Source organism: Streptomyces sp. NPDC086835, from assembly GCF_044745705.1.
Lineage (GTDB): Bacteria > Actinomycetota > Actinomycetes > Streptomycetales > Streptomycetaceae > Streptomyces.
Window position 1 is genome coordinate 931,766 of record NZ_JBIVAU010000002.1, and the last position, 23,197, is coordinate 954,962.

22 protein-coding genes are annotated in these 23,197 nt (G+C 69.5%); 16 read left to right on the forward strand and 6 right to left on the reverse strand.

What is annotated here, in order from left to right:
• Positions 1 to 34: 34 nt before the first annotated feature.
• The 11 genes from ACIPJI_RS10375 (at position 35) to ACIPJI_RS10425 (ending at position 10,165) form a co-directional block, all read left to right on the forward strand.
• Positions 35 to 1,375, forward strand: coding sequence for an MraY family glycosyltransferase (locus ACIPJI_RS10375; RefSeq protein WP_356621031.1), 1,341 nt, complete (start codon positions 35 to 37; stop codon positions 1,373 to 1,375).
• 421 nt (positions 1,376 to 1,796) lie between these two features.
• Entirely contained in the window at positions 1,797 to 2,234 is a 438-nt protein-coding gene (locus tag ACIPJI_RS10380; RefSeq protein WP_307708311.1) for a hypothetical protein, read from the forward strand.
• 273 nt (positions 2,235 to 2,507) lie between these two features.
• Positions 2,508 to 3,278 (forward strand): F0F1 ATP synthase subunit A, encoded by a 771-nt coding sequence (gene atpB / locus ACIPJI_RS10385; protein ID WP_307710492.1) that lies wholly within the window; start codon positions 2,508 to 2,510, stop codon positions 3,276 to 3,278.
• Between the two features lie 75 nt (positions 3,279 to 3,353).
• Entirely contained in the window at positions 3,354 to 3,590 is a 237-nt protein-coding gene (gene atpE, locus ACIPJI_RS10390; protein WP_307708312.1) for an ATP synthase F0 subunit C, read from the forward strand.
• A gap of 38 nt (positions 3,591 to 3,628) precedes the next feature.
• A complete protein-coding gene (locus tag ACIPJI_RS10395) occupies positions 3,629 to 4,186 on the forward strand; it encodes a F0F1 ATP synthase subunit B (protein WP_307708313.1) in 558 nt (185 codons plus the stop codon).
• A complete protein-coding gene (locus ACIPJI_RS10400) occupies positions 4,183 to 4,998 on the forward strand; it encodes a F0F1 ATP synthase subunit delta (RefSeq protein WP_356621034.1) in 816 nt (271 codons plus the stop codon). Before ACIPJI_RS10395 ends, ACIPJI_RS10400 begins: the two co-directional genes overlap by 4 nt.
• 133 nt (positions 4,999 to 5,131) lie before the next feature.
• A complete protein-coding gene (atpA, locus tag ACIPJI_RS10405) occupies positions 5,132 to 6,724 on the forward strand; it encodes a F0F1 ATP synthase subunit alpha (RefSeq protein ID WP_356621035.1) in 1,593 nt (530 codons plus the stop codon).
• A gap of 21 nt (positions 6,725 to 6,745) precedes the next feature.
• Complete coding sequence (locus ACIPJI_RS10410; RefSeq protein WP_307708316.1) at positions 6,746 to 7,663, forward strand: F0F1 ATP synthase subunit gamma; 918 nt, start codon at positions 6,746 to 6,748, stop codon at positions 7,661 to 7,663.
• Entirely contained in the window at positions 7,663 to 9,105 is a 1,443-nt protein-coding gene (atpD, locus tag ACIPJI_RS10415) for a F0F1 ATP synthase subunit beta (RefSeq protein ID WP_189887562.1), read from the forward strand. The genes ACIPJI_RS10410 and atpD overlap by 1 nt, the downstream gene beginning before the upstream one ends.
• A 110-nt stretch (positions 9,106 to 9,215) precedes the next feature.
• Complete coding sequence (locus tag ACIPJI_RS10420; protein WP_005311845.1) at positions 9,216 to 9,590, forward strand: F0F1 ATP synthase subunit epsilon; 375 nt, start codon at positions 9,216 to 9,218, stop codon at positions 9,588 to 9,590.
• 128 nt (positions 9,591 to 9,718) lie between these two features.
• The gene (locus ACIPJI_RS10425; protein WP_189471081.1) at positions 9,719 to 10,165 is read left to right on the forward strand and encodes a DUF2550 domain-containing protein; all 447 of its coding nucleotides are present in this window, start codon (positions 9,719 to 9,721) and stop codon (positions 10,163 to 10,165) included.
• Between the two features lie 101 nt (positions 10,166 to 10,266).
• Here ACIPJI_RS10425 and ACIPJI_RS10430 read toward each other — a convergent pair whose 3' ends face one another.
• From ACIPJI_RS10430 to ACIPJI_RS10440, 3 genes are all read right to left on the reverse strand, one after another.
• Positions 10,267 to 12,120 carry a glycosyl hydrolase family 18 protein gene (locus tag ACIPJI_RS10430; RefSeq protein ID WP_402245547.1) on the reverse strand — a complete coding sequence of 618 codons (1,854 nt, stop codon included), beginning with the start codon at positions 12,118 to 12,120 and terminating at the stop codon, positions 10,267 to 10,269.
• A 157-nt stretch (positions 12,121 to 12,277) separates the two neighbouring features.
• Positions 12,278 to 12,961 (reverse strand): response regulator, encoded by a 684-nt coding sequence (locus ACIPJI_RS10435; RefSeq protein WP_402245549.1) that lies wholly within the window; start codon positions 12,959 to 12,961, stop codon positions 12,278 to 12,280.
• Positions 12,958 to 14,163: a sensor histidine kinase gene (locus ACIPJI_RS10440; protein WP_402245551.1), complete on the reverse strand. Its 1,206-nt coding sequence runs from the start codon at positions 14,161 to 14,163 to the stop codon at positions 12,958 to 12,960. Before ACIPJI_RS10440 ends, ACIPJI_RS10435 begins: the two co-directional genes overlap by 4 nt.
• A 152-nt stretch (positions 14,164 to 14,315) precedes the next feature.
• On the opposite strand from ACIPJI_RS10440, the gene ACIPJI_RS10445 reads away from it, so the two are divergent.
• Positions 14,316 to 14,888: a hypothetical protein gene (locus ACIPJI_RS10445; protein ID WP_307708321.1), complete on the forward strand. Its 573-nt coding sequence runs from the start codon at positions 14,316 to 14,318 to the stop codon at positions 14,886 to 14,888.
• Here the strand turns inward: ACIPJI_RS10445 and ACIPJI_RS10450 are convergent.
• Entirely contained in the window at positions 14,885 to 15,457 is a 573-nt protein-coding gene (locus ACIPJI_RS10450) for a cob(I)yrinic acid a,c-diamide adenosyltransferase (RefSeq protein WP_189471091.1), read from the reverse strand. The two genes, ACIPJI_RS10445 and ACIPJI_RS10450, sit on opposite strands and share 4 nt — an antisense overlap.
• 245 nt (positions 15,458 to 15,702) lie before the next feature.
• Here ACIPJI_RS10450 and ACIPJI_RS10455 point away from each other — a divergent pair, with 245 nt between their 5' ends.
• The 3 genes from ACIPJI_RS10455 (at position 15,703) to ACIPJI_RS10465 (ending at position 19,915) form a co-directional block, all read left to right on the forward strand.
• Entirely contained in the window at positions 15,703 to 16,551 is an 849-nt protein-coding gene (locus tag ACIPJI_RS10455; protein WP_402245554.1) for a 3-hydroxyacyl-CoA dehydrogenase family protein, read from the forward strand.
• Between the two features lie 195 nt (positions 16,552 to 16,746).
• Positions 16,747 to 17,070: an STAS domain-containing protein gene (locus ACIPJI_RS10460; protein WP_018845393.1), complete on the forward strand. Its 324-nt coding sequence runs from the start codon at positions 16,747 to 16,749 to the stop codon at positions 17,068 to 17,070.
• Positions 17,071 to 17,473: 403 nt separating this feature from the next.
• Positions 17,474 to 19,915 (forward strand): ATP-binding protein, encoded by a 2,442-nt coding sequence (locus ACIPJI_RS10465; RefSeq protein ID WP_402245556.1) that lies wholly within the window; start codon positions 17,474 to 17,476, stop codon positions 19,913 to 19,915.
• A gap of 686 nt (positions 19,916 to 20,601) precedes the next feature.
• Here ACIPJI_RS10465 and nucS read toward each other — a convergent pair.
• Complete coding sequence (gene nucS, locus ACIPJI_RS10470; RefSeq protein WP_037773735.1) at positions 20,602 to 21,264, reverse strand: endonuclease NucS; 663 nt, start codon at positions 21,262 to 21,264, stop codon at positions 20,602 to 20,604.
• Positions 21,265 to 21,508: 244 nt separating this feature from the next.
• Between nucS and ACIPJI_RS10475 the strand changes: the two genes are divergently transcribed.
• Positions 21,509 to 21,901 carry an SCO5389 family protein gene (locus ACIPJI_RS10475; protein WP_005311822.1) on the forward strand — a complete coding sequence of 131 codons (393 nt, stop codon included), beginning with the start codon at positions 21,509 to 21,511 and terminating at the stop codon, positions 21,899 to 21,901.
• A gap of 98 nt (positions 21,902 to 21,999) precedes the next feature.
• Here the strand turns inward: ACIPJI_RS10475 and ACIPJI_RS10480 are convergent, their stop codons facing one another.
• On the reverse strand, positions 22,000 to 23,031 hold the full coding sequence (locus ACIPJI_RS10480; RefSeq protein WP_356621043.1) for an LLM class flavin-dependent oxidoreductase: 1,032 nt from the start codon (positions 23,029 to 23,031) through the stop codon (positions 22,000 to 22,002).
• Positions 23,032 to 23,197: the final 166 nt, after the last annotated feature.

Sequence of the window (23,197 nt, forward strand, 5' to 3'; positions counted from 1 at the left end):
GCTGAGATGGCCAGCGATTCCTGTGGGGCAGCCCGTGCGTGATTACCTGCTGACGCTATGTGTCACGGCCGCGGTGACGTATCTGCTCACCGGGCCGGTGAGGAAGTTCGCCATCGCGACCGGCGCGATGCCGGAGATCCGCGCCCGCGACGTCCACCGCGAGCCGACACCCCGGCTCGGCGGCATCGCCATGTTCTTCGGCCTGTGTGCCGGGCTGCTGGTCGCAGACCATCTGGAGAACCTGAACAGCGTCTTCGAGCTGTCGAACGAACCACGCGCGCTGCTCTCCGGCGCCGCCCTGATCTGGATCATCGGCGTCCTGGACGACAAGTTCGAGATCGACGCCCTGATCAAACTGGGCGGCCAGATGATCGCCGCGGGCGTCATGGTCGTACAGGGCCTGACGATCCTGTGGATCCCCGTTCCTGGCGTGGGAACGGTCTCGTTGACGAGCTGGCAGGGGACGCTGCTCACCGTCGCCCTCGTCGTCATCACCATCAACGCGGTGAACTTCGTCGACGGCCTCGACGGTCTCGCGGCCGGCATGGTGTGCATCGCGGCCGCGGCGTTCTTCCTCTACGCGTACCGGATCTGGTTCAGCTACGGCATCGAGGCGGCGTCCCCCGCCACCCTGTTCACCGCGATCCTGATGGGCATGTGCCTGGGCTTCCTGCCGCACAACATGCACCCCGCCAGGATCTTCATGGGCGACTCCGGCTCGATGCTGATCGGACTCGTCCTCGCGGCGGCCGCGATCTCCGTGACCGGTCAGGTGGACATGGACGCCCTGCGGATCTTCGAGGGCGGCACCCGCCAGGCCACGCACGCGGCGCTGCCGGTCTTCATCCCGCTGCTGCTGCCGCTGACGATCATCGCGATCCCGGTCGCGGACCTGCTGCTGGCGATCGTCCGCCGTACCTGGAAGGGCCAGTCCCCGTTCGCGGCGGACCGCGGCCACCTCCACCACCGCCTCCTCGAGGTCGGCCACTCGCACAGCCGGGCCGTGCTGATCATGTACTTCTGGTCGGCGCTGATCGCCTTCGGCGTCGTCGCGTACTCCATCCACTCGAAGTCCATGTGGATCGTGCTGGCGGTGGTGGTCCTGAGCGCGATCGGCCTGGTGCTGTTGCTGCTGCCGCGCTTCACGCCGCGGGCGCCGCGGTGGGCGGAGGGCATGGTCCCGCCGCGCTATCGCCGCCGTTCCAGGTCTGCGGCGGCCACGGTCGGCGCTCACGAACATCACGGCAAGGCTGCTCCCGAGCACGAGGAGGAGCGCGTTCCGGTCGGTGTGGGTGTCAGCGGCGTCAACGGCGCGACGGCCGTGGGACCACGGGCCCGATTCCCGGAGCGGGGCAGGGCGGACTCCACCCGCTGACCGGATCTAGGCCGTCCGGCCGTGAGGTTTGACAGACGCCGACCGTCCATGGGCGTGTGTCGCACCGCGTGACGCTTCGTTCCCGGCACCCGGCGCGTCCGGGAACGGCCGGATCCTTGTACTCCTATGGAGGCATGTACGCGGTCGTGGGATGACGACTCGAGGCCAGACCGTTGCATTACCAGACATACCGCCCAGTTGTCGTGCACACACGGGCGCGTTCACTCTCATGTGTGAGAGTTGGCACACCACTGGGTAAAGACCTCATCAAATAGTTTGTGATACCGTTCACGAGACCCGGAGACAGCGCCGAAGGACCGTAGTGCGACGGTTCGTTGGCCCCGAGGCCCATCTCGGGACCGGGCCTACGCTCGTCCATGACGACACCACTTTGCCCCCACCAGCAAGCGGAGATGCCGCCATGCCGTCCAACGACGCACGCTCACTTCTTCTCACCGCCGTACCCACCGCTGCCGCCGGCGCGATCGCCGCTGTGATCAGCGGTGTGGTCGCCGGTGGCAAGGGGGCACTCGGCGCGGCCGTCGGTGCACTGGTGGTCATCGTCTTCATGGGGATCGGCATCGTGGTCCTGCAGCGGACGGCCAAGCAGTTCCCGCAGCTCTTCCAGGCCATGGGCCTGATGCTGTACACGACGCAGTTGCTGGTGCTCTTCGTCTTCGTCGCGATGTTCAAGGACACGACGCTGTTCAACCCCAAGGCGTTCGCCGCGACGCTCGTCGCCGCCACCGTCGTATGGGTGGCCGCACAGGCCCGTGCCCACATGAAGGCGAAGATCCTTTACGTCGAACCCGAACCGTCTGCTCCCCGTCAGGGCGAAAAGACGGGGTCGGCGACGTGAGGGGTAGGGCCGGTATAAATGCCCGTTCGAGACCCTGCTATCGTCCGGTGCCAACTGCGGCACTGCGGGCGCGGGCATCTGAGCTGACGCCTGCTCGACGCGAGGCTTCGATGCCTGATTGCCGCCCCCACATCCGAAACACCAGTCCGGTGCCGACTCGCGGCTGCGCGCCGCTCCGACACAACGAGGTTGCCGAACCCATGCGTCACGCCGAAGGAGCCCGCGGTGAGTGCTGAACAGACCACGCTCGCCTTTGACTGGAGCTGCCGCATCATGGCCGACAACGGCTGTGGCTTTCCGGCACCGGGCCTGCACTCCTTCCTCTTCCAGCCGATCTTCACCGTCGGTGGCTTCGAGTTCAACAAGGTGATGCTGCTCGCGCTGCTCACCACGTTGATTGTCGTCACCTTCTTCACGATGGCCTTCGGAAAGGCGAAGGTCGTCCCGGGCAAGCTGCAGATGATCGGCGAGGCGGGCTACGACTTCGTACGCCGCGGCATCGTCTACGAGACCCTCGGCAAGCGTGAGGGCGAGAAGTACGTCCCGCTCATGGTCTCGATCTTCTTCTTCGTCTGGATCATGAACATCTGGTCCGTGATCCCGCTGGCGCAGTTCCCGGTGTCGTCGATCATCGCGTACCCGATCGTCCTCGCCGTGATCGTCTACGTGCTCTGGGTGTCGCTGACCTTCAAGCGCCACGGCTTCGTCGGCGGCTGGAAGAACATCACCGGTTACGACAACTCGCTCGGTCCGATCAAGTGGCTCGTCTCGTTCATCGAGCTCTTCTCGAACCTGCTGGTCCGGCCGTTCACGCACGCGGTGCGACTGTTCGCCAACATGTTCGCCGGTCACCTGATGCTGGTGATGTTCACCGTCGCCTCCTGGTACCTGCTGAACAGCTACATGATCCCGGCCGCCGGCGTCTCCTTCGTGATGACGATGGTCATGATCCTGTTCGAGCTCTTCGTGCAGGCCGTCCAGGCGTACGTCTTCGTGCTGCTGGCCTGCTCGTACATTCAGGGCGCTCTCGCCGAGCACCACTGAGCCATCCCGCACAACCACCCATAGCTGTCCGGTGGCCAACCCCCACCGGTCCGTGAATGAAAAGGAAGAATCAGCATGGCTGCCACTGAGACCCTCGCCCAGGTCACTGGTTCGCTCGGCTCCATCGGCTACGGCCTCGCCGCGATCGGCCCCGGCATCGGCGTCGGCATCGTCTTCGGTAACGGCACCCAGGCTCTGGCCCGCCAGCCCGAGGCTGCCGGCCTGATCCGTGCCAACCAGATCCTGGGCTTCGCCTTCTGTGAGGCGCTCGCCCTCATCGGCATCGTTATGCCGTTCGTGTTCGGTCGCTAATCCACAGCCGCTGACACATTTCGACGAAAGGCATTGATGTGATCGCCAACATCGTTCAGCTGGCGGCCACGGAGGAGCAGAGCCCGCTCGTTCCGCCCGGCCCCGAGCTGCTCGTCGGCCTGATCGCCTTCGCCATCGTCTTCTTCTTCTTCGCGAAGAAGCTCCTCCCGAACATCAACCGTGTTCTGGAAGAGCGTCGCGAGGCCATCGAAGGAGGCATGGAGAAGGCCGACGCGGCCAAGATCGAGGCCGAAAGCGTCCTGGAGCAGTACAAGGCTCAGCTCGCCGAGGCCCGTCACGAGGCCGCTCGGCTGCGCCAGGAGGCGACCGAGCAGGGCACCGCGATCATCCAGGAGATGAAGGCGGAAGGCCAGCGGCAGCGTGAGGAGATCATCGCGGCCGGCCACGCCCAGATCGAGGCCGACCGCAAGGCCGCGGCCGCGGCGCTGCGTCAGGACGTGGGCAAGCTCGCCACCGACCTGGCCGGCAAGCTGGTCGGTGAGTCCCTCGAGGACCACGCCCGCCAGAGCCGCACCATCGACCGCTTCCTCGACTCGCTCGAGGACGGCGCTTCGAAGGCCGAGGCCACCCGATGAACGGAGCCAGCCGCGAGGCGCTGGCCGCCGCGCACGAGTCGCTCGACGCGCTGACCGACAACACGTCGGTCGACGCGGCGAAGCTCGCCGGCGAGCTGGCCGCCGTCACCGCGCTGCTCGACCGAGAGGTGTCGCTGCGTCGGGTCCTCACCGACCCGGCGCAGGCCGCCGCGGCCAAGGCCGAGCTGGCCGGACGCATCTTCGCCGGTCAGATCAGCGGCGAGACCGCCGACCTGGTCCAGGGCATGGTCCGGTCCCGCTGGTCGCAGTCGCGCGACCTGGTCGACTCGCTCGAGGAACTGGCGAACACCGCCGACCTCACCGCGGCGCAGAAGACCGGTGTGCTCGACAACGTCGAGGACGAGCTGTTCCGCTTCGGCCGGATCCTTTCGTCCAGCAACGACCTGCGGTCGGCGCTGACCAACCAGTCGGCCACGACGTCCGCCAAGGGTGAGCTGCTCGGCAGCCTGCTCGGCGGCAAGGCCGACCCGGTCACCGAGCGTCTGGTCGTCCGTCTCGTCACGCATCCGCGGGGACGTAGCCTGGAGTCGGGACTCGAGTCCCTGTCCAAGCTCGCCGCGGCGCGGCGGGACCGGATGGTCGCCGTCGTCACGTCGGCGGTGCCGCTGACCGAGGCGCAGAAGCAGCGTCTCGGCGCGGGTCTGGCGCGGATGTACGGCCGTGACATGCACCTCAACCTCGAAGTGGACCCCACGGTCCTCGGCGGGATCTCGGTGCGGGTCGGTGACGAGATCATCAACGGCACCGTCGCGGAGCGCCTCGAAGAGGCGACCCGTCGCATGGCCGGCTGACGGCGCAGCGCAGAACAGAACAGCAAGACCAGCGGCCCGGTTGGGCCGTGCAGAGATTGCAGAAGATTCCTGGGGGTCGGCCCCCAGACCCCCAAAGAAACTTCGGGCCCAACAAGGAGAGCAGGGAACCCAGATGGCGGAGCTCACGATCCGGCCGGAGGAGATCCGGGACGCGCTGGAGAACTTTGTCCAGTCGTACCAGCCGGACGCGGCCTCGCGCGAGGAGGTCGGCACGGTCAGCCTGGCCGGCGACGGTATCGCGAAGGTCGAGGGTCTTCCCTCGGCCATGGCGAACGAGCTGCTGAAGTTCGAGGACGGCACCCTCGGTCTCGCCCTCAACCTCGAGGAGCGCGAGATCGGTGCGATCGTCCTCGGCGAGTTCAACGGTATCGAGGAGGGTCAGCCGGTCACCCGCACCGGTGAGGTCCTCTCGGTCGGTGTCGGCGAGGGCTACCTCGGCCGTGTCGTCGACCCGCTCGGCAACCCGATCGACGGCCTCGGCGAGATCGCGATCGACGGCCGGCGCGCCCTTGAACTGCAGGCCCCGGGCGTCATGGCCCGTAAGTCGGTGCACGAGCCGATGCAGACCGGCTACAAGGCCGTCGACGCGATGGTGCCGATCGGCCGCGGCCAGCGTCAGCTGATCATTGGTGACCGTCAGACCGGTAAGACCGCTCTGGCTGTCGACACGATCATCAACCAGCGTGACAACTGGCGTTCCGGCGACCCGAAGAAGCAGGTCCGCTGCATCTACGTCGCCATCGGCCAGAAGGGCTCGACCATCGCGTCCGTTCGCGGCGCCCTGGAAGAGGCCGGCGCGCTCGAGTACACGACGATCGTCGCCGCCCCGGCGTCCGACCCGGCCGGCTTCAAGTACCTGGCCCCGTACACCGGCTCGGCCATCGGCCAGCACTGGATGTACGACGGCAAGCACGTCCTCATCATCTTCGACGACCTCTCGAAGCAGGCCGACGCCTACCGCGCCGTGTCCCTGCTGCTGCGCCGCCCGCCGGGCCGTGAGGCCTACCCGGGTGACGTCTTCTACCTGCACTCGCGTCTGCTGGAGCGCTGCGCCAAGCTCTCCGACGACATGGGCGCCGGTTCGATGACCGGTCTGCCGATCGTCGAGACCAAGGCGAACGACGTGTCGGCGTTCATCCCGACCAACGTCATCTCCATCACCGACGGCCAGTGCTTCCTGGAGTCCGACCTGTTCAACGCCGGCCAGCGTCCGGCCCTGAACGTCGGTATCTCGGTCTCCCGTGTGGGTGGTTCCGCCCAGCACAAGGCCATGAAGCAGGTCTCCGGCCGTCTGCGTGTGGACCTCGCCCAGTACCGCGAGCTGGAGGCGTTCGCCGCCTTCGGTTCCGACCTGGACGCGGCCTCCAAGGCGCAGATGGAGCGCGGTAAGCGGATGGTCGAGCTGCTGAAGCAGGCTCAGTACCAGCCGATGCCCGTCGAGGAGCAGGTCGTCTCCGTCTGGGCCGGTACCACCGGCAAGATGGACGACGTCCCGGTCGCGGACATCCGTCGCTTCGAGGTCGAGCTGCTGGAGTACCTGCGCCGTGAGCGCAAGGAGCTCCTGACCAGCATCGCCGAGGGCGGCAAGATGTCGGACGACACCCTCCAGTCCGTCGCTGACGCCATCGCCGCGTTCAAGAAGCAGTTCGAGACCTCGGACGGCAAGCTTCTGGGCGAGGACGTTCCGGTCAGCACCGCCAAGTAGACGACGGAAGGGACCTGACTCATGGGAGCCCAGCTCCGGGTCTACAAGCGTCGCATCAAATCCGTCACCGCGACCAAGAAGATCACCAAGGCGATGGAGATGATCGCCGCCTCGCGCATCGTCAAGGCGCAGCGCCAGGTGGCCGCCTCCACGCCGTACGCGACCGAGCTCACCCGCGCGGTGACCGCGGTGGCGACGGGGTCGACGACGAACCACGCCCTGACCACCGAGGTGGACAACCCGACCCGGGCCGCGGTCCTGCTCATCACGAGCGACCGCGGTCTGGCCGGCGGCTACTCCGCCAACGCCCTCAAGGCGGCGGAGCAGCTCACCGAGCGGCTCCGCGGCGAGGGCAAGGAGGTCGACGCGTACATCGTCGGCCGCAAGGGTGTGGCGTACTACGGCTTCCGTGAGCGCAAGGTCACGGAGTCGTGGACGGGCTTCACCGACAACCCGACGTACGCGGACGCCAAGATGGTCGCGGCCCCGCTGATCGCGGCGATCGAGAAGGACACGGCCGAGGGTGGTGTGGACGAGCTCCACATCGTCTTCACCGAGTTCATCTCGATGCTGACGCAGACGCCGGTTCAGAAGCGGCTGCTGCCTCTCAGCCTCGAGCAGGCGAAGGAGGAGACGGCGACGAAGGGCGAGATCCTTCCGCTGTTCGACTTCGAGCCGTCGGCCGAGGACGTCCTCGACGCCCTGCTGCCGCGCTACGTCGAGAGCCGGATCTACAACGCGCTGCTCCAGGCGGCTGCCTCCAAGCACGCCGCCACCCGCCGCGCGATGAAGTCGGCGACCGACAACGCCGGAGAGCTCATCAAGAGCCTCTCCCGGCTTGCCAACGCGGCCCGCCAGGCCGAAATCACCCAGGAAATCAGCGAGATCGTCGGTGGAGCCAGCGCCCTGGCCGACGCGACCGCGGGGAGTGACAAGTAATGACGACGACAGTTGAGACGGCCGCTGCCACGGGCCGCGTCGCCCGGGTCATCGGCCCGGTCGTCGACGTGGAGTTCCCCGTCGACGCGATGCCGGAGATCTACAACGCGCTGACCGTTCAGGTCGCCGACCCGGCTCTGGAGGGCGCGCTCAAGACGCTGACCCTCGAGGTCGCCCAGCACCTGGGTGACGGCCTGGTCCGCGCGATCTCGATGCAGCCCACCGACGGTCTGGTCCGCCAGGCCCCGGTGACCGACACGGGCAACGGCATCACCGTTCCCGTCGGTGACTTCACCAAGGGCAAGGTGTTCAACACCCTCGGTGAGGTGCTGAACGTCCCCGAGGAGAACGCCAACATCGGTGAGCGGTGGCCCATCCACCGCAAGGCTCCGAACTTCGACCAGCTCGAGTCCAAGACCGAGATGTTCGAGACCGGCGTCAAGGTCATCGACCTTCTCACCCCGTACGTCAAGGGTGGAAAGATCGGTCTGTTCGGTGGTGCCGGTGTCGGCAAGACCGTTCTGATCCAGGAAATGATCTACCGCGTCGCCAACAACCACGACGGTGTGTCGGTGTTCGCGGGCGTCGGTGAGCGTACCCGTGAGGGCAACGACCTCATCGAGGAGATGTCCGAGTCCGGCGTCATCGACAAGACCGCCCTGGTCTTCGGTCAGATGGACGAGCCCCCGGGCACCCGTCTGCGGGTCGCCCTGGCCGGTCTGACCATGGCGGAGTACTTCCGCGATGTGCAGAAGCAGGACGTGCTCTTCTTCATCGACAACATCTTCCGGTACACCCAGGCCGGCTCCGAGGTGTCCACCCTGCTCGGCCGTATGCCGTCCGCGGTGGGTTACCAGCCGAACCTGGCCGACGAGATGGGTCTGCTGCAGGAGCGCATCACCTCGACGCGTGGTCACTCGATCACGTCGATGCAGGCGATCTACGTCCCCGCGGACGACCTGACCGACCCGGCCCCGGCCACCACCTTCGCCCACCTCGACGCGACGACGGTTCTCTCCCGTCCGATCTCCGAGAAGGGCATCTACCCGGCCGTGGACCCGCTGGACTCCACGTCCCGCATCCTGGACCCGCGCTACATCACGCAGGAGCACTACGACGCCGCCACGCGCGTCAAGGGGATCCTGCAGAAGTACAAGGACCTCCAGGACATCATCGCGATTCTCGGTATCGACGAGCTGGGCGAGGAGGACAAGCTGGTTGTCCACCGTGCCCGTCGCGTGGAGCGCTTCCTGTCCCAGAACACCCACGTCGCCAAGCAGTTCACCGGCGTGGACGGCTCGGACGTGCCGCTCGACGAGTCGATCGCCGCGTTCAACGCGATCTGCGACGGTGAGTACGACCACTTCCCCGAGCAGGCGTTCTTCATGTGCGGTGGCATCGAGGACCTCAAGGCCAACGCCAAGGAGCTCGGCGTCTCCTGAGTCGCATGACTCGCTGAAGGGGGCGGGCACGTCCCGCCCCCTTCTTCACGCCCCTTAGAATTGACCCAACACCCGGCATGACCGCCGGGTGGTGACCCGAGGAGCCAACCTTGGCTGCTGAGCTGCACGTCGAGCTGGTCGCCGCCGACCGTAGTGTCTGGTCCGGCGAGGCCACCCTGGTCGTCGCGCGCACCACGTCCGGCGACATCGGCGTCATGCCCGGTCACCAGCCGCTGCTCGGTGTGCTGGAATCGGGCCCGGTGACCATTCGCACGAGTGAGGGTGGGACCGTCGTCGCCGCGGTGCACGGTGGTTTCATCTCGTTCGCGGACAACAAGCTGTCGCTGCTGGCGGAGATCGCCGAGCTGGCGGACGAGATCGACGTCCAGCGTGCCGAGCGCGCGCTGGAGCGCGCCAAGTCGGACACGGACGCCGCCGCCGAGCGGCGCGCCGACGTCCGTCTGCGTGCGGTGGCGGTGCGCTAGTCGCGCCCCACGAGAAGTTTGTCCCTCAGCCGCGGCCGGCCCGGATCTCCTTCGGGCCGTGCCGCGGCTGAGGCGATGCAGGTGCACGTGATATTCGGTTACGGGACGATGCGAGGAGGTCGGTGGAGATGTTCCTCGCTCTGCTTGTGAGCGGTTCTGTCGTCGCACTGGTGCTGATCGGACTGTTCGTCTTCGGACTGCGCAGGAGGCTCATCCAGCGCTCCGGCGGTACTTTCGACTGCAGTCTGCGCTGGAACCTCGCGGAAGATCACGATGCTTCCGGCAAGGGGTGGGTGTACGGCGTCGCCCGGTACAGCGGTGACCGGATCGAGTGGTTCCGGATCTTCTCGTACGCGCCCCGGCCCCGCCGGGTGCTCGAGCGCTCCGCGATCGAGGTGCTGGCCCGTCGCACGCCGGAGGGTGAGGAGGAGCTGGCGCTCCTCTCCGATTCCGTCGTGCTCGCCTGCCGGCACCGCGGGACCCGGCTGGAGCTGTCGATGAGCGAGGACGCGCTGACCGGCTTCCTCGCCTGGCTGGAGGCGGCACCGCCCGGCCAGAGGGTCAACGTCGCGTAGCCGTCACCCGGCGCGTACGGACATCCGTTGTCGCGTCGGCGTGCATGACAAAGCCCGGGAGAGGTGACTCTCCCGGGCTTCTTCGTCATCGGACCGAAGTGCTATCCGAGGCCGCTGTTGATCGCGCTGACCAGCTCTCCGTTGCTCGTGTCACCGCTGAACTCCCAGAAGAACGCACCGCCGAGGCCCTGTGTCTCGGCCCAGTTCATCTTGGAGGTGACGGTCGCCGGGGTGTCGTAGCTCCACCAGTTGGTGCCGCAGTGGGCGTACGCCGTGCCGGCGATCGTCCCGGTGGCCGGGCAGCTGCTCTTGAGGACCTTGTAGTCCTCGATGCCCTGCTCGTACGTGCCGGCCGCCGGCCCTGTGGCCGTACCGCCCGGGGCGGACTGGGTCACACCGGTCCAGCCGCGTCCGTAGAAGCCGATGCCGAGCAGCAGCTTCTTGGCCGGCACACCCTTCGCCTTGAACTTGGCGATCGCCTCGGCGGAGTTGAATCCGGCCTGCGGGATGCCCGGGTACGAGGTGAGCGGGGAGTGCGGGGCCGTGGGGCCCTTGGCCGCCCAGGCGCCGAAGAAGTCGTACGTCATCACGTTGTACCAGTCGAGGTACTGCGCGGCGCCGCCGTAGTCGGCCGCGTCGATCTTGCCGCCGGACGTGGCGTCGGCCGTGACCGCCGCGGTGACCAGGTTGTTCGCGCCGAACTTGGCGCGCATGGCCTGCATCATGTTCTTGAACGCGGCGGGGCCGCTGGTGTCGCAGGTCAGACCGCAGGCGTTCGGGTACTCCCAGTCGAGGTCGATGCCGTCGAAGACGTCCGCCCAGCGCGGGTCCTCGACCAGGTCGTAGCAGGACTGGGCGAAGGCGGCCGGGTTCTGCACGGCCTGGCCGAAGCCGCCGGACCAGGTCCAGCCGCCGAACGACCACAGGACCTTGATGTGCGGGTACTGGGCCTTCAGCTTGCGCAGCTGGTTGAAGTTGCCGCGCAGCGGCTGGTCCCAGGTGTCGGCCTTGCCGTCGACGGACTGGTCGGCGGTGTAGGCCTTGTCGTAGTCGGCGTAGGCGTCACCGATGGTGCACTTGCCGCCGCTGACGTTGCCGAAGGCGTAGTTGATGTGGGTGATCTTCGACGCGGAGCCGGAGGTGACCAGGTTCTTCACGTGGTAGTTGCGACCGTAGACGCCCCAGTTGGTGAAGTAGCCCAGCTTGACCTTGTCGCCGGGGCCGGGCTCCCCGCCGCCCCCGCCGGTGGTGCGGACGGCGACCGCACCGCTGACCGGGCCGGTCTGGTCGGCGCTGTCCCGCGCCTGGACCGAGTACGAGTAGTCCGTGCCGGCGGTCAGGCCCGTGTTGGTGTACGTGGTGCCGGTGACCGTGGCGATCTTGGCGCCGTCGCGCAGGACGTCGTAGTTCTTGATGCCCTTGTCGTCGGTGGCCGCCCGCCAGCTGAGGTTCACCGATGTGTCGGTGACGCCGGAGGCCGTGGGGGTGCCGGGGGCGGAGGGCGGGTTGTCACCGGGCACGCTGCCGCCGTCGCACGAGGCACCGTTCAGCTTGCAGTTGGACGGCGAGCCCGGGCCGCTGCCGTTGAAGCCGAAGGAGACGGAGGCGCCCGGGGCGAGCGTGCCGTTCCAGCCGACGTTCTTGGCGGTCCAGTGGTCGCCGGAGTTGGTGACGGTGGCGTCCCAGGCGGAGGTGACGCGGGTGCCGGAGGGGAAGTCCCACTCGACGGTCCAGGAGTTGATGGTCGTGGTGCCGGTGTTCTTCACCGTCCACTTGCCCTCGAAGCCGGTGCCCCAGTCGGAGGACTTGGCGTAGGTGGCCGTCGCCGAGGTGGCGGCTTCCGCGGGGGAGGCGAGTCCGACCATGGCGGCGAGGGGGAGGAGAAGGGCGGTCAGTCCCGCGGTGGCCCTGGCTCTGAACCGTGATCGCGGGCGTGGGGGCGCTTCGGTGCTCAAGGATGCTCCTCGAGTTGAGTGCGGACATGTCAGGGGTGGTCCGTGCACTGTGCACACCGCGGGGCTCACCGCAGTGTGCTCGGTGAGATTAGGGTGGTCTGGACCAATCGTCAATAGGTCCAGACCAACGGTCCGCGCCCTGCCGTCCGACCCCCGGTCAGATCCCCAACTCCTGTGCCAGGACGGCCGCTTGCACCCTGCTGCGCAGCTCCAACTTCCCCAGCAACCTGCTGACGTGTGTCTTGACCGTGGCCTCCGCCATCGACAGCCGCACCGCGATCTCCGCGTTCGACATCCCCTCACCGAGGCACGAGAGCACCTCCCGCTCCCGCCTCGTCAACGTGTCCAGCACCGCCGGATCAGGAGCGTCCGCCGACCGTACGGGACCGGGCGCGGCGAACTCCGCGATCAGCCGCCGGGTGACCGCCGGCGCGATCATTCCCTCGCCGCGCGCCACCGTCCGCACCGCCTGGAGCAGATCGCCCGCCTCGGTGTTCTTCAACAGAAAGCCCGCCGCCCCCGCCCGCAGCGCCCCGAAGACGTACTCGTCGAGATCGAACGTGGTCAGCACCAGCACATCGGCCAGCTTCTCCGCGACCACCTGCCGCGTCGCGGAGACCCCGTCCAGCCGGGGCATCTGCACATCCATCAGCACCACGTCCGGGCGCAGCTCGCGCGCGAGGCGCACCGCCTCCTCGCCGTCCGCGGCCTCCCCGGCCACCTCGATGTCCGGCGCGCTGCGCAGGATCAGGACCAGCCCCGCCCGTACCGCGTTCTGGTCCTCCGCGACCAGGACCCGGATCCGGGCCCCGGCCTTCGAGTCGTCCGCCTGCGCCGTCATGCCGATGGCTCCTTGTCGTCCGTCAGGGGCAGCACCGCCCGTACGCGCCAGATCTTGTCGGGCCCGCCGACCGGGCCCTTGACCGGACCGGCCTCGAACGTCCCGTCCAGCAGCGCGGCCCGTTCCTCCATCCCCACCAGGCCCGCACCGGAGCCGGGCGCCCTCGGTCCCGGCCGCCGTCCGAACGGGCTGGTCACCGTCACCCGCAGCACGTCGCCCGCCCCGCCGGACACCTCGACACGCACCTCGCCGGCCTCCGCGTGCTTGATCGCGTTGGTCAGCGACTCCTGGACGATGCGGTAGCCGGCGAGCTCCACGGGCGCCGGCAGCCGGGTGCCTTTCTCCCGGTCGTCCCGGAGCACGAAGCTCAGCCCGCTCTGCCCGCCGGTGGTCCTCGCCTGCTCCACCAGGGCGTCGAGTCCGGCCAGGGTGGGCGCGGCTGCCGGTTCCACGTCGCCGCTGCTGTCGCGCAGCAGTCCGATGAGGCGGCGCATCTCGGCCAGGCCCTCGACGCTGTTCTCGCGGATCACGGTCATCGCCTGCCTCGTCGTCGCCTCGTCGTCCAGCGACAGCGCCGCCGTGGAGTGGATCGCGATCGCGGAGAGGTGGCCCGCGACCATGTCGTGCAGCTCCCGGGCCATGCGGGCGCGCTCGGCCGCGATCGCCTGGGTGCGGTCCATCTCCGCGAGCAGCGCGGTCTGTTCGGCCCGCAGCCGGGCGGCGTTCGCCGCCTCCCGGTGGTTGCGGACGATCGCGCCGGTGGTGGCGGGGCCGAACGAGACGAGCCCGGTGACCATTCCGATCAGCAGCGCGGCGGGCTCCCGCAGCCAGGCCAGGAAACCGATCGTCACCGCGATCGTGATCAGCCCTGTGGTGACCGGGATGCGCCGGGCGGAGGCGGGGGTGCCGTAGACCACGGCCGCGTACGCCAGGTCCGCGAACATCAGGAGCGTCACGATGCTGCCGGGCGTGAACGGGTCGACCAGGACGGCGGCGGTGCCCGTGAGGAGGGCCGTGCGCGGCATCGTCCGCCGCAGCAGTTCCAGTCCGGAGATCACGAACAGGGGCACCAGCGTCACCCAGGACGGCAGCGGAGCCTTCGGCCCGTTGGTGTGCACTCCGAGCGACCACAGCAACAGGCCACCGAGCAGGCCGACGACCGCGATGAGCACATCGTCACGGTGGGGGCGGGGGAAGGTCACCCGTCCATCAAACACGGCACCACCGCCCGTGTGCCTCCGCGCACGGGGCGAGCCCGTAGTACATCGAAGGATGCAGTCGCAGTTCGTCAACGGCGACGACGAATCGGTGCCCGTCGGCGGCCAGGCTTGGACCGTACGAAGGGAGAGCTGCCGTGATCGTCACGCTGATCGTGATCTGCGAGGTCGGCTTCTGGGTGCTGCTGGCCGCCGGACTGGCCGTCCGCTACCTGCTGAGGATGCCGCGCACCGGCGCCGCGCTGCTGCTGTGCGAACCACTGCTGGAGGTCCTGCTGCTGGTGGTCACGGCGATCGACCTCAAGAACGGCGCCGAGCCGGACTGGAAACACGGCCTGGCCGCCCTCTACATCGGCTACACGGTCGGCCACGGCCACCGCACCGTCAAGTGGCTCGACGGCCATGCCGCGCACCGCCTCGCCGGCGAGCCCCCGCCGCCGAAGCCGCCGCGCTACGGCATGGCCCGCGCCCGGCACGAGGGCCGGATCTGGCTGGGCACGGCGGTGGGCGCGATCGTCGCGACCGCGCTGCTCCAGATCGCGATCTGGTACGTCGGCGACGCCGGGCAGACCGGTTCGCTGCGGAGCTGGATGTACGGCGCCTGGCGCGCGGCGGGCATCCACGGCCTGATCGCGCTCACCTACGTGATCTGGCCGAAGAAGGCCCCGGCGGACGAAAAGGAACGCGAACCGGTCCGCGCCGAGCGTTAGCGTTCTCCGCCCGGCACCCACAGCACGTCTCCGACCTCCTTGTTCGCCACCCTGGCGAGAATGAACAGGAGGTCGGAGAGGCGGTTGAGGTACGTCGCCGTCAGCGCGTTCATCGTCTCGCCGTGCACTTCCATCGCCGCCCACGTCGAGCGCTCGGCCCGCCGTACGACCGTGCAGGCCTGGTGCAGCAGCGCCGCGCCCGGGGTGCCGCCGGGAAGGATGAAGCTGCGCAGTTTCTCCAGTTCCTCGAGGAAGCGGTCGCAGTCCGCCTCCAGCTTGTCGATGTACGACTGCTCCACCCGCAGCGGCGGGTACTTCGGATTCTCGACGACCGGCGTGGACAGGTCCGCCCCCACGTCGAAGAGGTCGTTCTGCACCCGGACGAGGACCTTCACGACCTCCTCGTCCAGCTTCCCCAGTGCGACGGCCGTGCCGATGACCGCGTTGGCCTCGTTGGCGTCGGCGTACGCGGAGATGCGCAGATCGGTCTTGGCGGTGCGGCTCATGTCGCCCAGGGCGGTGGTGCCCTGGTCGCCGGTGCGGGTGTAGATGCGCGTCAGATTGACCATGTGGCCAGCCTAGTTAGGCACCGGGCCGGCGGCAGACCCGTGTGCCCACCGTCACGGCCGGCGCCGCTCGGCCGACGGCGCCGAGGGGGCCCTGGAGCGGGGTCCGCGAGGCATGAGGGGCCGTCCCGGTGTGATGTCCGTCATCTGAGACGTGACGCGCATCTCTTCACGGTCACAGGGGCCCCTCACGACCGCTAATCTCCGGCAGAGAGCGCACATGTAAACAGTCGTTAAGGAGTGCCGCAGTGGCCAGGAAGCTCGCCGTCATCGGTGCCGGACTCATGGGTTCCGGAATCGCGCAGGTCTCTGCCCAGGCAGGCTGGGACGTCGTTCTGCGTGACGTCACCGACGAGGCACTGACCCGCGGCAGGGACGGCATCAAGGCGTCGTACGACAAGTTCGTCGCCAAGGGCAAGCTCGAAGCGGCCGACGCCGACGCGGCGTTGGCGCGCATCACGACCACCACCGACCTCGACGCCGTCGCCGACGCGGACATCGTCGTCGAGGCGGTGTTCGAGAAGCTCGAGGTCAAGCACGAGATCTTCCGCGCGCTCGACAAGCTGGTACGGGACGACGCGGTCCTCGCCTCCAACACCTCCGCCATCCCGATCACCAAGATCGCCGCAGTGACGGAACGCCCGGAGCGCGTCGTCGGCGCCCACTTCTTCTCGCCCGTCCCGATGATGCAGCTGTGCGAGCTGGTGCGTGGCTACAAGACGAGCGACGAAACCCTCGCCACCACGCGTGAGTTCGCCGAGTCGGTCGGCAAGACCTGCATCGTCGTCAACCGCGACGTCGCGGGCTTCGTCACCACCCGCCTCATCTCGGCGCTCGTCGTCGAGGCCGCGAAGCTGTACGAATCGGGCGTGGCGACCGCCGAGGACATCGACATCGCCTGCAAGCTCGGCTTCGGACACGCGATGGGGCCGCTCGCCACCGCCGACCTGACGGGCGTCGACATCCTGCTCCACGCGACGAGCAACATCTACACCGAGTCGCAGGACGAGAAGTTCGCACCGCCGGAGCTGATGCGCCGGATGGTGGACGCCGGTGACATCGGCCGCAAGAGCGGGCAGGGCTTCTACAAGCACTGACGTCGCCACAGGCGTTATCGACCGGTTCGGCATCACCCGGCGGGGTGAATTCGGTATCGGTTCGCTTACAAGTAGCAACCCCTGCGCCTATGCGGCAGTCAGTTGTTGCAGGACAGAGAAGAACCGAAGAACAGTCAGCCGCACAGTCGACACGGGGCCAACACGGGGCACTGTAAGCACACTCGGGGAGCGTATATGCACATCAGGGGCGACCACGCCGAGCTGGTCGTCGGGGGCCGCCTCGACGTCCGCAGCGCGGCGGACGCCCGTACGGTCCTGCACTCGGCCGTCGACGACGGAGCCGGCGACCTGGTGCTCGACCTGACCCACCTTGATTCCTGGGACGCCACCGGGCTCGGGGTCATCATGGGGGCGCACCGGCGGGCCGGCAGATGCGGCCGCCGGCTGGTGCTCCGTGGTGTGCCGCCGCAGATGCAGCGCCTGCTCGTGGCGACACGGCTGCACCGCATCCTCGCGATCGAGGGCGGCCTCGCTGCGGAATCGCTTCCTCGGGTGTGATCCCCGCCGCCGAAGGTGACCGGCGCGAGGCCGGCCACGACGGCGGCGGGGTGGGTGCGGGTACGGAGCGACGCGGCCGCGCGGCCGGCCGTCCGGCGGCCGGCGGTCAGGGCCGCCACGGATGAATCGTCCCGTCATGTGTGACGGGGGCACGAACAGGGCGAGCAACCCAATCCTCCTGAGACCGTGACGTCGGGGACGCGCGGCACCCCGAAGGTTTCGCGATGCGCGGCGAACGTCTAGGGTTCGATCGCCTGCCCTTTCGACGGACCCGTGAGGCGGGCTCCGGACCGAGGCGACAAGGCGTGCAGGAATGCCGGGAGGCACCGCACGCGGCTTCGGCACCAAGACAGTGATCTTGGCGGCGACAAGGCCGGGCGAACCTGATCTGGGAGCTTTGACCATGGACAACGACAGCTTCGGCGAGGGCGCCGGACCGGTGCGACCGCCGCGCGACGCCATCACGCCCGGACAGTCGACGCCCACGCCCAGGCGTACGGTCCAGCTCGTCTCCGGCGACTTCCTGCTCACGATCAACCCGGTCGACGGCAGCGAGATCGAAGTCTGCCCGCCCGGAGGGCCCGTCCGGGCCGACGGCCAAGGGGGAGAGCAGCCAGGCCGCCCGACCCGCCGGAGCACCGCGCAACGCGCGGAGCTCCTCCGCGCCGCGCAGCCGCCCGTGCCACCCGGCCCCGCCGCTCCCCGCCCGCCGCTGCTGGAACGCGACGAGGAACTCGCGCGGCTCGTACGACTCCTTGGCAGCGGCCGGTCCGTCCGGCTCACCGGCCCGGCGGGCTCCGGCCGCAGCTCCCTGCTCGACGCCGTCGCCGCGAAGTGCGGCGCCTTCGCGCCCGACGGGGTCGTACGTCTCAACGGCCACCGCCGCACACCCGCCGAGCTGCTCCAGGAACTCTTCACGGTCGTCTACGACTCGCCGGGCCTGCGCCCCGACCGGAACGCGCTCGCCGGCTTCGTGCGTGACATCGGAGCCATCGTCGTCCTGGACGACCTCGAGTTCGGCGGTGCGTCCCTCGACGAGCTGCTCGACGCCGCACCGGAATGCGCGTTCCTCGTCGCGGCCACCCCGGACATCGCCGCTCCCGGCGCAGGCTCGCACCTCGAAGAGGTCTTCCTCAGCGGCCTCGGCCGCGCCGCCGCGCTCGAACTGCTGCGCAAGGCCGTGGACCGGCCGCTGACGGAGGAGGAGTCCAACTGGGCGGGTGACCTCTGGTTCGAGTCGGAGGGCCTGCCCCTGCGGTTCGTCCAGGCGGCCGCGCTGCTGCGCCAGTGCGACGAGCTTCGGGCCGACCCGGAGGCCTTCGAGGAGTTCGCCCCCTTCGCGGCCGCCGGCGGCAAGGACGTACCCCTGCCGTCGCTCGGCGAGGGTGCCGCGCCCGCCTCACTGCTCGCCTCACGGCTCAGCGCGTCGGCCAGGCAGACCCTGCGCTTCGCGGTCGCCCTCGGCGGCGAGGTGCCGCACCAGGCCCACCTGCCGGCCCTCGTCGGGGACACCCACGCCGACGCCGCGCTCGGCGAACTGATGAACTGCGGACTGCTCTCCCCGGCCGGCCCGCGCTACCGGCTGGCGGCCGGTGTGCTCGCCCAGCTTCGCGAGAAGGGCTACGACGAGGACGCCGTCGGCCACGCGCACACCGCCGCCCAGCACTACGCCTGGTGGGCCGGGCACCCCTCCGTCACTCCCGAGCGGGCCGTGGCCGAGGCGGACGCCGTGCTGGCCGCCCTGAGCGCCCTGGTGCCCGGCCGGGACGCCGGACACCCCAGCACGGCCGTGCTGCTCGCCCGCAGCGCGGCGCCGGCCTTCGCCGCCGGACGGCAGTGGGCCGCCTGGGAGCGGGCCCTGCGGATGGGCTCCGAGGCCGCCCGCATTGCCGGTGAGGTCGCGGAAGAGGCCTATTTCCACCACGAGTTGGGCGTCCTCGCGCTGTGCACCGGGAACGTGGACCGGGCCAGGGCCGAGCTCGAGGCGTCGATCGGCATGCGCGGCGCGCTCGCCGACAAGAGCGGCACCGTCGCCGGACGCCGGGCCCTCGCGCTCGTCGCCGACCGCGAGTCCGGGCTGGTGCCCGCGCCGCCCGTCGCCACGGGTGATGCGGGACCCGTGTCGCCTCCGAGGGGCGTGCCCGGTGCGGCGCTGACGAAGCGGCTGCCGCGGACCGGGTCGCAGGACCGCGCCGTCGTCGCACCGGTGGCGGGCCACCAGCAGGAGACCCCGGCGGACGGCCCCGACCGCCCCGCGGGCCGGGGCGCGGCCATCCTCATGGGCGCCCGTCGCAACCTCGTCGCCACGGGAGCGGGCGCGCTGCTCGCGGTGGTCCTCGGCACGGTGGTCACCCTGGGCATGACCTCCGACCAGGAGGAGCCGCCGGGGAACGACGTACGCAACGGCCAGCCGGTGAACGAGGACGACGTCGACGACGACTGGACCGCCGAGGACCCGACGGCCGACGTCTCCGACGATCCGTCGGCGGACAAGAACGACGCCAAGCCGACGGGGTCGTCCTCGTCGGCCACGACGCCGGCGTCGACGGGACGCCCGTCGGCACCGGGGGAGGACCCGTCGCCGAGCTCGTCGCGGCCTCAGAGCCCTTCGGACTCGCGGCCGCCGTCGAGTCCGAAGCCGCCGTCGAGTCCGAAGCCTCCGCCGAGCGCGAAGCCGCCGACGTTCCCGTCCCCCGACCCGACGCCTACCACGACCCCGCCCCCGAGTCCGACGTCCTCCGAAACGTCCACGGCGCCGGGCGGAAGCGCGTCCGCGAGCGAGCCGAGCGAAGCGACGATGACGAGCGGCGGCGGGGCGGCGTCCGCGTCGCCGTCGATCATCTGACACGACGCGGTGCGGGAGGGCCGGCGCGGGGGTCTCCCCCCACCCCGCCCCTCCCCGAAACCCTGACGGGACGGGGGCTGCGTCCCGCACCCCCTGACCGGACTGGGTCTGTGCCGCGCATCGCCTGACCGGGCTGGGCCCCTCCCGCGAAACGGGGCCGGGCTGCGCCCCAAAACCCTGACGGGCCTGGAGCGGGGCACCCAACCGCCTGGGACTGGGGCGGCGCCCGGAAGCGGGGCCGCGGGGCGCCCGGAATCGGGCCTGGGCCTCTGATGCCTTGGCGGGGCTGGGGGCCGCTCCCGAACGAGGTCGGGGCTGGCGCCCCGCCCCCTGGCGGCGGCTCCGCGCCGCCCTTGCGTTGCGCGCCGGCGACCGGGTGTGGCCGTGCGCGGTGCCGCAGGGTGGTGTGCGGCTGTCTTGCTGTGGCGCTCGGCCGTGGCTCGTTCCCGGCAGGACCACGCCTGATTCGATCCCGGGTGCACCGAGGAAGGGTCCGCCCACTCGTCGGGCGCCCCCGCCCACGGGAGGCGTCGGCGATCAGCGCTGCCTCATCGGGGTGACCTCGGAGCCGCAGTGTCCTGCGGGACCGTACGCCCCGACGCGGCGTACGGGCGCGACCGCACCCTTGCGCCGGCCCGCGAGGGCGGCGCGCACCTTTACCGCACCGCCCCGGCGGGCGCGCGGCGTCAGAACAGGCGGAGCTTGTCGTCCTCGATGCCGCGCATCGCGTCGTAGTCCAGGACCACGCAGCCGATGCCGCGGTCCGTCGCCAGGACCCGGGCCTGGGGCTTGATCTCCTGGGCCGCGAAGACGCCCTTCACGGGCGCCAGGTGCGGGTCGCGGTTGAGGAGTTCGAGGTAGCGGGTGAGCTGCTCCACGCCGTCGATCTCGCCGCGGCGCTTGATCTCCACCGCCACCGTCGCGCCGTCGGCGTCGCGGCAGAGGATGTCCACCGGGCCGATGGCCGTGGGGTATTCACGGCGGATGAGGCTGTACCCCTCGCCAAGTGTCTCGATCCGGTCGGCGAGAAGCTCCTGAAGGTGCGCTTCCACGCCGTCCTTGATAAGGCCGGGGTCGACGCCGAGCTCGTGCGACGAATCGTGGAGGATCTCCTCCATCGTAATGATCAGTTTCTCGCCCGCTTTGTTCACGACGGTCCAGACGCTGTCGTCGCCCTCCTTCAGTGTGCAGGGAGGGGACATCCAGTTCAGCGGTTTGTACGCCCTGTCGTCGGCGTGGATGGAGACACTGCCGTCCGCCTTGACCAGGATCAAACGGGGGGCGGAGGGCAGGTGGGCGGTGAGCCGGCCGGCGTAGTCCACGGAGCAGCGGGCGATGACGAGACGCATGGTCCGCAACGCTACTCGACGGACGCCGCGCCGCGCGATTCGCCCCGGAAGCGCCCTTCGTTATTTGGCCGGTTGTGTGCCCAATCTCCTGGTGCGCTCAAGTCGGCGCACTTACCGTGGAAGACGGGAGGTCGTCGGCCGTGCACTCTGCGTCGCCGTACAGCATTGGTATGCCGTCGTTCGGTCCACTTCCTCCTTCCCTGCCCGTAAGGCCCCGTTATGCGGGGCCGCGAGAGGAGAACCCATGTCGCTCGACGTCTCACCGGCGCTGTTGGAACAGGCCGAGCGAGGCGAGGTCGACGAAGCAGCTTTCGTCGACTGCGTCCGGACCTCCCTGCCCTACGCATGGGAGATGATCAGTTCTCTGGTGGCTCAGCTGAAGGTGGACGGCGGCGAGTTCGCCGACAACCAGACGCCTCCGCCGGACGAGCAGGCACGTGGTCAGCTGCTGCGCGCGCTCGCGAGTGACGCGATTCGCGGCGCGCTCCAGCGGCACTTCGGAGTCCGACTGGCATTCCAGAACTGCCACCGCGTCGCGGTGTTCCCGCTGGACCCCTCGGTCGACGAGCGGCTCGCCCGCTTCACCTCGATCCGGGGCCAGTTGCTCAATCAGTCGCCCGAACTGCGCGACTGCTGAAGTCTTCTGCTGCCGCTCCGCATCATTGGAGGTGCACAGATGTCGGAGCGGCGGCACCATCGGACCCGGAACCTCGCAACCATGGACACGGTCGAGCGTCAGTCGAGCAGGGGCAGCACTTCCGTGCCCAGCCGCCGGACGTTCTCCTCGGTGGTGGCGAGGTCGCCGGAGCCCTCCGCGAGCAGCGCGAAGCGAGTGATGCCGGTGCGCTCCGCGGTCGCCGCAAGGCGGTCCGCGGCCAGGCGCGGCGGCCCCACCGGATGCAAGGAACAGAGCAGCTCCGTGTACGCGACGGGGTCGCGCATCGCGCGCTGCCGTCCGTCGACGGTCACATGCGCGTCCAGGCCCTGCTTCAGCCAGCCGGGCATCGCTTTGACGAGGGTCTCCGCCGCCTCGTCAGCGCGGTCGGCGATCTGGACGACGCCGGCCGACACATGCCCGGCCGTAGCGACCTGCTCGGCCGGGTGTCCCGCGGAGAGGGCGTGCGTACGCCACAGGGCGACCATGTCCGCCTTCTCCTGGTCGCCGCAGTGCATGCCGAGCAGCATCGGCAGGCCTCGCTCCGCTGCGAGCCTGACGCTCTGCGGGGACGTGCACGCGACGACCACCTCGGGTCCTTCCTGCGGTCCGTCGATCAGCTCGTCGGGGCGCGGGACGACCGGGACCTCCCGGAAGGCGAACCGTTCGCCCCGCGCGCCGACGCGGGGTTCGCGCAGCCAGCGCAGCAGCAGGTCCAGGGATTCGGGGAAGCCCTGCTCGTACGCGGCCAGGCCGGCGCCGAACACCTCCAGGTCGACCCACGGCCCGCCGCGTCCCACCCCGAGGGTGAACCGCCCGCCGGACGTGAGATGCAGCAGCGCGGCCTGCTCGCCCAACGCCACGGGATGCGCGCTCGGCAGCACGCTCACCGCCGTGCCCACACGGATCCGGCGGGTGCGACCGAGCAGCAGCGCCGCGAGGGTCACGGCGGACGGGCACACCCCGTACGGCACGAAGTGGTGCTCGGCCAGCCACACGGCGTCGAGGCCCGCTTCCTCCGCCACCTCGGCGGAACGCACCGCCCGGTGCAGTGCCTCCCCCTGTCCTTGGCCCGGAAACTGGGCCGCCAATACGAACGTTCCAACGCGCATCGCCTTCTGCCTCCTTGCGGCCGACGCGTCACTCCCCCTACAGGCAACAACGCCTGACACGTGCCAAAGGCACGGGCAGGCGTGAAGTTGTTGCGATTTTCCGGTAACTGGCCCTGATGCAGGGCGTGCGCGCACCCGTGAGAGGGACCGGCGCCAGGGCCCGGGC